Below are 7491 nucleotides of genomic sequence, written 5' to 3' on the forward strand. Positions count from 1 at the left end.
CTATAACAATTATCACTTTTTGAAGTTTTTTTTTAGATAGGATCAAAGTCTTTTAAGTCTGCTTATTAAAAAGCTTAACTAGATATTTATCAAAAAAACTCCTTTCAATAAAAAAATACCCACATTGGGGAATGTGGGCAAAACCTAATAAAAACTCACACTAAGTGTTATTATTTAAATATATAAACCTTTATAAAAAGAACCTGCTAATTGGAAAAAGCAGGTGGATAAAACTTTCAAACTCTAGAAAAATATACCCTAATTTTTGTAGATATGCAATCATAAATCGTATTTTTCTACTACTTGGAAAAATATCTTCTTAAGTGTAAATCAAGGACAACTCACCAATCACTTAATATTTCAAGATTTTTCTATATTTAGTATAGCTTTCAATGTATGATTGACGTTTAATGGCTAATCTAGAAATACGATGTATCTTTGATTAATCTTATTAATAAGCGCTTTTACACTTAATATTCATACCAAATACTTTTAGCTACTGAAATTTTAAAAATCCACATTTCTGTAAGCTAAAAAATACCCACAATATGGGGTAATTGTGGGCAATAAACCGAATAAAAAAATACCTACCCAATCTTAGCTTAAAGTAAGTATGTAAACTGTTAAATAAAAAGTACCCACGTATTGGAGTCGGTGGGTAGGAAACCAAAACTGTTTTTAATGGCGGTTAAATACATAAAACGCCAAGTTATCACAAATATGCCATAACCTGTGCGCACACTCAAGTGGTTTTATTAAAAGTTTCAAAACTAAAGTGTGAATAGCGACATTTAATAAAAGCTAAACCGCATTTTAAATCTTGGCGAACCTGATTAACTGGAATTTCGCAACTTGCTGCAATATCACGTAATGAATTACCTAAAACATGATGTGACCAAACAGATGATATCCACTCTTGTAAAATCTCATCTTCTATTAGCTGGATATCTAAAAATAATCTTTGAATTGCACGTGCTTCATTGCTATCCAGCTCGCAACAAGTACCCTTACGGCGTACACATAGTCGATCTTTTAAATTTTCGTCATTCATATACATAGCAAGCAACTGCTCTCTTTGCTTCTGTGTAATACGTTTGGTAGGCATCGTTTTTACAATTCGAACCATTGTTTCATTATCGCCGTTAATCCATGCCCCTAATTGACGGCACCATTCCTCAAAACTAAACCTAGACCAATCAACTGCCTGCAAAATATGTTTTTTCTCAATGACCACATTCATATATTCGCCCACCGTCAAATCTTTATTTCTTGAAAAAATTGCAACTGTACTGAGTGCCTTTTACCCAGAACACATCTTGTGTTTTACATACCGTCAAGGTATTAGCGGCTGAAAAACCAAGACTAAAAATTAATAAGATTGCAAACCCAACCCACCACATCCACTCATTATTTCTCATTCGATCAACCGCCTAATCTCTTCAATCGCTTTACCGCTTTTTACCTGTTCAGTGCTATATCGATATACCTGATAGCCTAATGCCATGGCTGAGTTGTATTTCTCCATATCGGCGATATAGCCCTTGCCTCGTGTATGTCTTCCATTGCTCCAAACACCACCCTCAACCTCAATCAGAATTTTTGTATTTAAAATATGAAAATCTGCTCTCCATTTACGTTTTGGGTTGAACTGAAACTCATGTTTAAAAATGATGTTATGTGCCTTGAAATGCTGGATCAGGGTTGCTTCACCCTCACTAACTGCTCTCTCGCCTTTGGATTGGCTACGGCGTTTTGTACTTGTTCGCCATGGCTGGGGAAATAGCTTTTTGTATTCAGCGATTGAGATACTAGACACTTACGCTGCACCTCGTAGATTTCCAGTGAATCCAACCTGTTTTAAATAGGGTTCCCATTTTTTGGCAGTATTCGGGTTTTCCAGTTTTATGGCGATACGTGCTGCCAGTTTTTCATAGGATTCTCCTGGTTCACCAAACTTGCCTGAAAATTCAGGATGGTGAGCCAGTTTGCTGGCAAAGGTGAAAATCTGTTTTTCAGACAGTGAGTTTATCGGGGTGTTTTGCCCTGCTCGTTTTGTGTGACCTGATTCCTGATGATTGGCATATTTTGTTCGGTAAGCCTGAATCAGCCAGTCAGCGAAGTAATAATTCATCAGATCATCACAGAGATTCTTTTCAGCATTGTAAATTTCGAAGGCGCGTTTTTCACGTTCTGCCCATTTTGATTTTGTAACAAATTCAAAATCGATACTGTCATCAGCCAAAAATATTTCTTCACGAAGTTTTTTAAAACAAAGCCAATCTTTTTTATATTTAGATTCTAATGATAGATTCTTTGATAGATTCCGTGTCCCAACGTTGGGACTCTTTGACGGAATTGTTGGGACTCTTTCATGGAATTGTTGGTACTGTTCCATTGTTGGAACTGTTCCACTGTTGGTACTCTTTAAATCGGTATTTTCTGCTTTTAAGGGTGCCATTGTTGGTACTGTTTCACGACCATTTACACCGACCAATTGATAGACTTTGACCTGTTTGGTTTTTCCCTTACGTTCACCAGTATCGATAATGAGTCCATCTTCAATCAGTTCATCTATAATTTTTAGGACTGTTTTTCGATCCATTTCGGTATCTTCGACCAGTCTGGTCATACTCGGATAAGCACAATGTTGTTCACAGGCACGATCAGCGAGTGAAAGTAAAACTAATTTTTTAAGTGGTTTTAAAGCCCCACCCTTTTTAACGGGTATTCTGACTTCCCAAGCCCACTTACTGGCATCAAGGCTCATAATCGATCCTCTCTGTATTTGGGTTTTACATAGCCCATGAAAGATTCCACACTGTTGGAATTCACCAAACTTGTGATGATTTGCTTTGCGTACCACTGAGTAATTCGAAAACGCCGTGCCATGAGTTGTGAAAATTCTTCTTTAGTCACTGCTGCATTTTTTTCGTCAAAGCCTTTTGAACGAAGATTGAGTTTTTTCTTCTCAAAAATTTCATTCAGGATTTTTAATGCAGGTTCGTAATAAGACTGGATACGCTGGATTTCTTTATATTCACGCTGACTTTGAAATTCACTATTCATGGAACCTCCGCTATTGCTTGCTCAGCTTTGGTTAAACGGTGTTTGGCTTTGAATTCCGCTGCTGTGGCTGATCGTATGTCTGAAAGTGCAATACATTCCCCTTGTTCCGCATAAGGCTCACCGATATATCCATAAAGAGGATTAATTTCGCTTTGCATTGCAAACACGTACAACGTGTCATCATCGCCGTGGATTTTTACAACCGTGTCATCTGGTAAATAATCACAACCGATTTTCACGGATTCTCGAACCAAGCACGTTTTACACTGCTCATTTTTAAATTCAGTGCATTTGCCTTTGCATGGGTGTTGTGTTAAATTTGATTTCATATTCATGACTCCTCTAGGTTAGTGAATTACAGCCGCTTCTTTTTTTACGGGGGAAGCGGTTTTTATTTGCATTTAAAAAAATCTGTGTTAAATTTGATTCCATATTCAATGCCTTCTAAAGTTTTGAATTGCTAAAGCCTGACTCCACTTAAGTCAGGCTTTTTTAATTTCTAAAATTTGAGATTGATCGCTTGCCTTGGCTTGCCCAACCAATCCCAAGCTCTCCCTTTTCTTCCTATTTTTATTTGCTCTTTCAAGCATTAAGCTAACTTCATGGTATTCACCCATAATTGCTTTTTCTAACAGGATGACAGCTTGATGTGCATAATCTTTTCCACGAACGTCAGCGATCAATCGCAAACGCTCCATCATGTCTGGGAGCATCTTCATACGAAGATCTTCTTTTTCAAGGCTCATGAACTTATTCCTACGCTGAAAGGGTTTGATTACGGACATAATCAAAATCCACATCGGGACATAAGTCATCACAAGACACTTTTCCTTTGCTTGCTTTGTCAATTCTGACTGCAAGTGATGCCCCACATTTTTTATTGACATAAATTATTTGTTGCAAATTCCCAACTGTGGTTAGGCATTGTTTTGCGAACTCGGCTCTTTCATCGGTGCTTAGCTTCATGAAGTAACTTTTAAGTTGTTCTGTGTTGGATTGAGTCATATATCTACATCTCTATAAATATTTAGTAAATACTAATTTTATTTACCAAACATGTCAAATTTATTTTAGTATTTATGAATTTACTTTTTACTAAAAACTATATGAAATACTAAATATGGATAAAGTAGCTTTAAGACGCATAAATTTGCGCACAGCCATAGATGCTGAACTTAGAAGAAAAGGTTTTAAAAATGATGTTACTTTTTGCGAACATTATGATTTAAACCCTAGCCATATCTCACAGCTTATAAATGGTCATGGGAGTTTTGGTGAGCGCGCTGCACGCAATCTTGAAAATAAGGTTGGCTGGGAGATAGGATTACTGGATCTAGAAAGTGAAAATGAGTCCCTCCCTATTACCAAGGGGGATGGTAGTATATTTATTTCTCCAATAGAATTTAAAAGTGCAGATACAAAAGGTAGAACTTCTAATGTTCAAATACCTGTTTACAAAGATGTAAAGGCATCTTGTGGCTCTGGTATAGAGAACTTCCTAGAGGATGTAAGTGAATACCTAGAAATTGATCCATATATTTTAAAAATTATGGGGATTCAAACAAATCCGAAGAATTTACGAATTATTTATTCAGCAGAATACAGTATGTATCCAACCGTAGCTCCAGATAGCCCTTTATTTGTAGATGTATCTGACAAAGATCCTAATGCACTAAAGAATGGGAGTGTTTATGTGTTCACCCATAATCATGAGTTACGTATGAAAAGGGTTTTTGTAAGTTACGCTGGCTCTAAAACCGTAAAACTCACAAGCGACAATCCTGATAAAAATAGATATCCTGATGAATTTATTACAAATGATCAACTTAATGAAATTAATTTTGTGGGTCGATTGGAGTTGGCATTAGTAAAACCATAAACACGGTAAGATTACTAAAGAAGGACAGCAAAATGATCGCAACACTCAATAAATCCAAAACGGCGCTAACAATCAATCGTCAAGAATTTAAATTAGCATTAAGCAAGATTGATGAAGGGATTAATAAACAAATAGCCGCACTTAAAAGAGCTAAGCAAAGCTATGACGCTGCGGAAATGGCACGCGAGGTCATTAGTGAAGCAAATATCTTTGAAGCCATTATTGAGGGCTTTAACGAAGCAGAAGGTACCAATCTAAAGCTGGCTGATATAACCAATCTTGAAGTAGCACAAGGTTGGGTGGATGAGTTTCTGGGGAAGTATTCAGAATGATTAAACCTAAATACTTAAAAATGGGTGGACTGGTCTTAGGGGCTGCCCTCTTATGGGTGCTCATGTTGAGATAAGATTCATTACAGCTTTATATCGAGTAAAAATTAATGATTTCAAAAATACTGATCCTTTTAATAGCTTTACTGCATGTCTACATCTTGGTGCTAGAGATGTTTTTATGGGAAACACCTAGAGGCATGAAAGCTTTTGGGAATACACCAGAGAAAGCAAGAGCGACTAAACCGCTTGCACAAAATATGGGGCTTTATAACGGGTTCTTAGCTGCCGGTCTATTATGGGCAGTTATTGCTCCAAATCACTTTTATCCTAGCTTGGCTTACTTTTTTCTTGGATGTGTTTTAGTAGCTGGTATATATGGTTCAATCACAGCAAGTCGAAAAATCATATTTATTCAAGCCGTTCCAGCTTTGATAACAATACTATCGATGGTATTGGGTTATTAAAACTGCGAACCCGACGCAGCTTAATGATCGGGTGGAGAGATATTTAGGGGATTTATGTGATACCAGAATTCAATATGGCAGGAGTGATTCCTCCTATACGACCTGAGGAACCCGGGCATAGTCCTGACAGATCTCCTTATATTACTGACATAAAAAGTGTAGTAACAAGATTTGCAACTACACCAGCTAGAATTGACATTCTGAAAGGGTTTCTTTCTTACAGGAAAAGCTTTTACGATCTTGGGGTGATTGAAGGTTTTCAGTGGATTGATGGCAGTTTTTGTCAAGATATCGAAAATATTGAGTATAGAGATCCTGATGATATAGATGTTGTGACTTTTTATTACATTCCTCAATTTGAAACTAAGTCAGACAAATCCTTTATAGATGCATTCTTAAACCTATTAGACTCAGATTACACAAAGCCACTTTTTAAAGTTGATGCTTATGGTATGCAATTAGGAACTACTTTTTCTCCAGCCACCGTTAAGCAATTAAGTTATTGGTACAGTATGTGGTCTCATAGAAAAAGTGATAATATATGGAAAGGTTTTGTTCAAGTCCCCCTCTCACCTGAAGCAGACCAACAAGCAAACATTTTCCTAAATGAAATTAAAATAAAGGAGGATAAACAATGAATTATGTAGAATTCGAAAACTTAACCTCTGAAGTTTTAATGCTTGAAAACTTATTGAAGGAAATTCCATCTGAAAATATTTTCGATAGATTCAGTATTGAAAAACGCTTAACGAAGGCTAAAAATAAGCTTGGAACTATAAATCCTCATCATTTATCAAAAAAAGCCAAGCTAACGTTTAGAGGCCCCCATGTAATTGGTAGTGAAGCTATTTCAGCATTATTCGCGTCACAAGCAACTATGCTTTTCTCTGATGCGATTGCTGCAATATCTGCAGCAATGTCAGGAAATTTAAACTACAAAGGAAAGATACCTAAAAAACTAAGTAATCAATTAATGATTACTGGTATGGCAACAGGATCTCTTGGCTTTGAATTTGATCTTCCAAAACCTGATGATAGTGACCTCTATGCAGCCCCCCCTATAGTCGAGTCTGCATTAGAAGAAATTTCAAAACTTTTCCAAATATCTGCGTTAGGTACTGACGAAGAATTAATTGATGTTATTAGCGACATCCATCCTAGAGCAGCAAAAACAGTATTTAATTTTCTAAAATTTCTTCAAGACCAAAGTTCGCTTTGTGGATTTGAATTTAGCAATAGGTTTTTTAGATTCAGTGATCAGGAACAACTTGCTAGAGCAATTAGAAGATTAGATAGCAATAACATTCGTGAATCAATTCAGCCTTTCAAAGGGGAGTTTCAAGGGGTTTTACCTAACTTAAGATCATTTGAATTTAAGTCATATGAAGAAGATAAAGTTATTCGTGGAAAGGTTGATTTAAAAATAGATGATCCTGATATTATTAATCGCGAATGGCTCCATAAGGCAATATTAATTAATATTATTGTTACCCAAGTTGGAGATAGCCAACCTCGTTTTACTATAGAAAGTTTAGATAATATACGCTTACTCTAATCTTTCTGCCAAATCCAACAACCCACCCAGCGTGGGTTTTCTTTTAAATAAAAATAGGATATAAATTAACCAAGATCACAAAGATGATCGAAGCTTAATCAGCCTAACCCTGTCCATGCGGGGTTTTCTTTTGTCTGTTATAGCATAAAACTAAATTAATTCACTAATATTTAGTAAATACGATTGACATTATAT

Annotated in this window: 12 protein-coding genes; 5 read left to right on the forward strand and 7 right to left on the reverse strand. The window is 36.1% G+C overall.

Annotated elements, in window-relative coordinates; translation table 11 throughout:
* Positions 1-742 precede the first annotated feature (742 nt).
* The 7 genes from KPC_RS16045 to KPC_RS16075 all read right to left on the reverse strand — a co-directional run bounded on the left by KPC_RS16045 (position 743) and on the right by KPC_RS16075 (position 4071).
* A complete protein-coding gene (locus KPC_RS16045; RefSeq protein WP_121975363.1) occupies positions 743-1240 on the reverse strand; it encodes a hypothetical protein in 498 nt (165 codons plus the stop codon).
* A 174-nt stretch (positions 1241-1414) separates the two neighbouring features.
* Complete coding sequence (locus tag KPC_RS16050) at positions 1415-1816, reverse strand: DUF559 domain-containing protein (protein ID WP_121975364.1); 402 nt, start codon at positions 1814-1816, stop codon at positions 1415-1417.
* Positions 1817-2767: a helix-turn-helix domain-containing protein gene (locus KPC_RS16055; RefSeq protein WP_121975365.1), complete on the reverse strand. Its 951-nt coding sequence runs from the start codon at positions 2765-2767 to the stop codon at positions 1817-1819. It lies immediately after the preceding gene.
* Positions 2764-3066 carry a hypothetical protein gene (locus KPC_RS16060; RefSeq protein WP_121975366.1) on the reverse strand — a complete coding sequence of 101 codons (303 nt, stop codon included), beginning with the start codon at positions 3064-3066 and terminating at the stop codon, positions 2764-2766. The genes KPC_RS16055 and KPC_RS16060 overlap by 4 nt, the downstream gene beginning before the upstream one ends.
* Complete coding sequence (locus tag KPC_RS16065; RefSeq protein WP_146196654.1) at positions 3063-3305, reverse strand: hypothetical protein; 243 nt, start codon at positions 3303-3305, stop codon at positions 3063-3065. Before KPC_RS16065 ends, KPC_RS16060 begins: the two co-directional genes overlap by 4 nt.
* A gap of 243 nt (positions 3306-3548) precedes the next feature.
* On the reverse strand, positions 3549-3812 hold the full coding sequence (locus KPC_RS16070; RefSeq protein ID WP_121975368.1) for a hypothetical protein: 264 nt from the start codon (positions 3810-3812) through the stop codon (positions 3549-3551).
* A gap of 10 nt (positions 3813-3822) precedes the next feature.
* Positions 3823-4071: a helix-turn-helix domain-containing protein gene (locus KPC_RS16075; RefSeq protein WP_121975369.1), complete on the reverse strand. Its 249-nt coding sequence runs from the start codon at positions 4069-4071 to the stop codon at positions 3823-3825.
* 115 nt (positions 4072-4186) lie between these two features.
* On the opposite strand from KPC_RS16075, the gene KPC_RS16080 reads away from it, so the two are divergent.
* The 5 genes from KPC_RS16080 to KPC_RS16100 all read left to right on the forward strand — a co-directional run bounded on the left by KPC_RS16080 (position 4187) and on the right by KPC_RS16100 (position 7296).
* On the forward strand, positions 4187-4945 hold the full coding sequence (locus KPC_RS16080; protein WP_121975370.1) for a S24 family peptidase: 759 nt from the start codon (positions 4187-4189) through the stop codon (positions 4943-4945).
* Positions 4946-4977: 32 nt separating this feature from the next.
* Positions 4978-5277 (forward strand): hypothetical protein, encoded by a 300-nt coding sequence (locus KPC_RS16085; RefSeq protein WP_121975371.1) that lies wholly within the window; start codon positions 4978-4980, stop codon positions 5275-5277.
* A 107-nt stretch (positions 5278-5384) separates the two neighbouring features.
* The gene (locus KPC_RS16090) at positions 5385-5741 is read left to right on the forward strand and encodes a DUF1304 domain-containing protein (protein ID WP_121975372.1); all 357 of its coding nucleotides are present in this window, start codon (positions 5385-5387) and stop codon (positions 5739-5741) included.
* A gap of 56 nt (positions 5742-5797) precedes the next feature.
* Positions 5798-6379, forward strand: a complete 582-nt coding sequence (locus KPC_RS16095; RefSeq protein ID WP_121975373.1) for a DUF6932 family protein — start codon at positions 5798-5800, stop codon at positions 6377-6379.
* A complete protein-coding gene (locus KPC_RS16100) occupies positions 6376-7296 on the forward strand; it encodes a hypothetical protein (protein ID WP_121975374.1) in 921 nt (306 codons plus the stop codon). The genes KPC_RS16095 and KPC_RS16100 overlap by 4 nt, the downstream gene beginning before the upstream one ends.
* The last annotated feature ends 195 nt before the right edge of the window (positions 7297-7491 follow it).

The organism is Acinetobacter stercoris (genome assembly GCF_900323515.1).
Lineage (GTDB): Bacteria > Pseudomonadota > Gammaproteobacteria > Pseudomonadales > Moraxellaceae > Acinetobacter > Acinetobacter stercoris.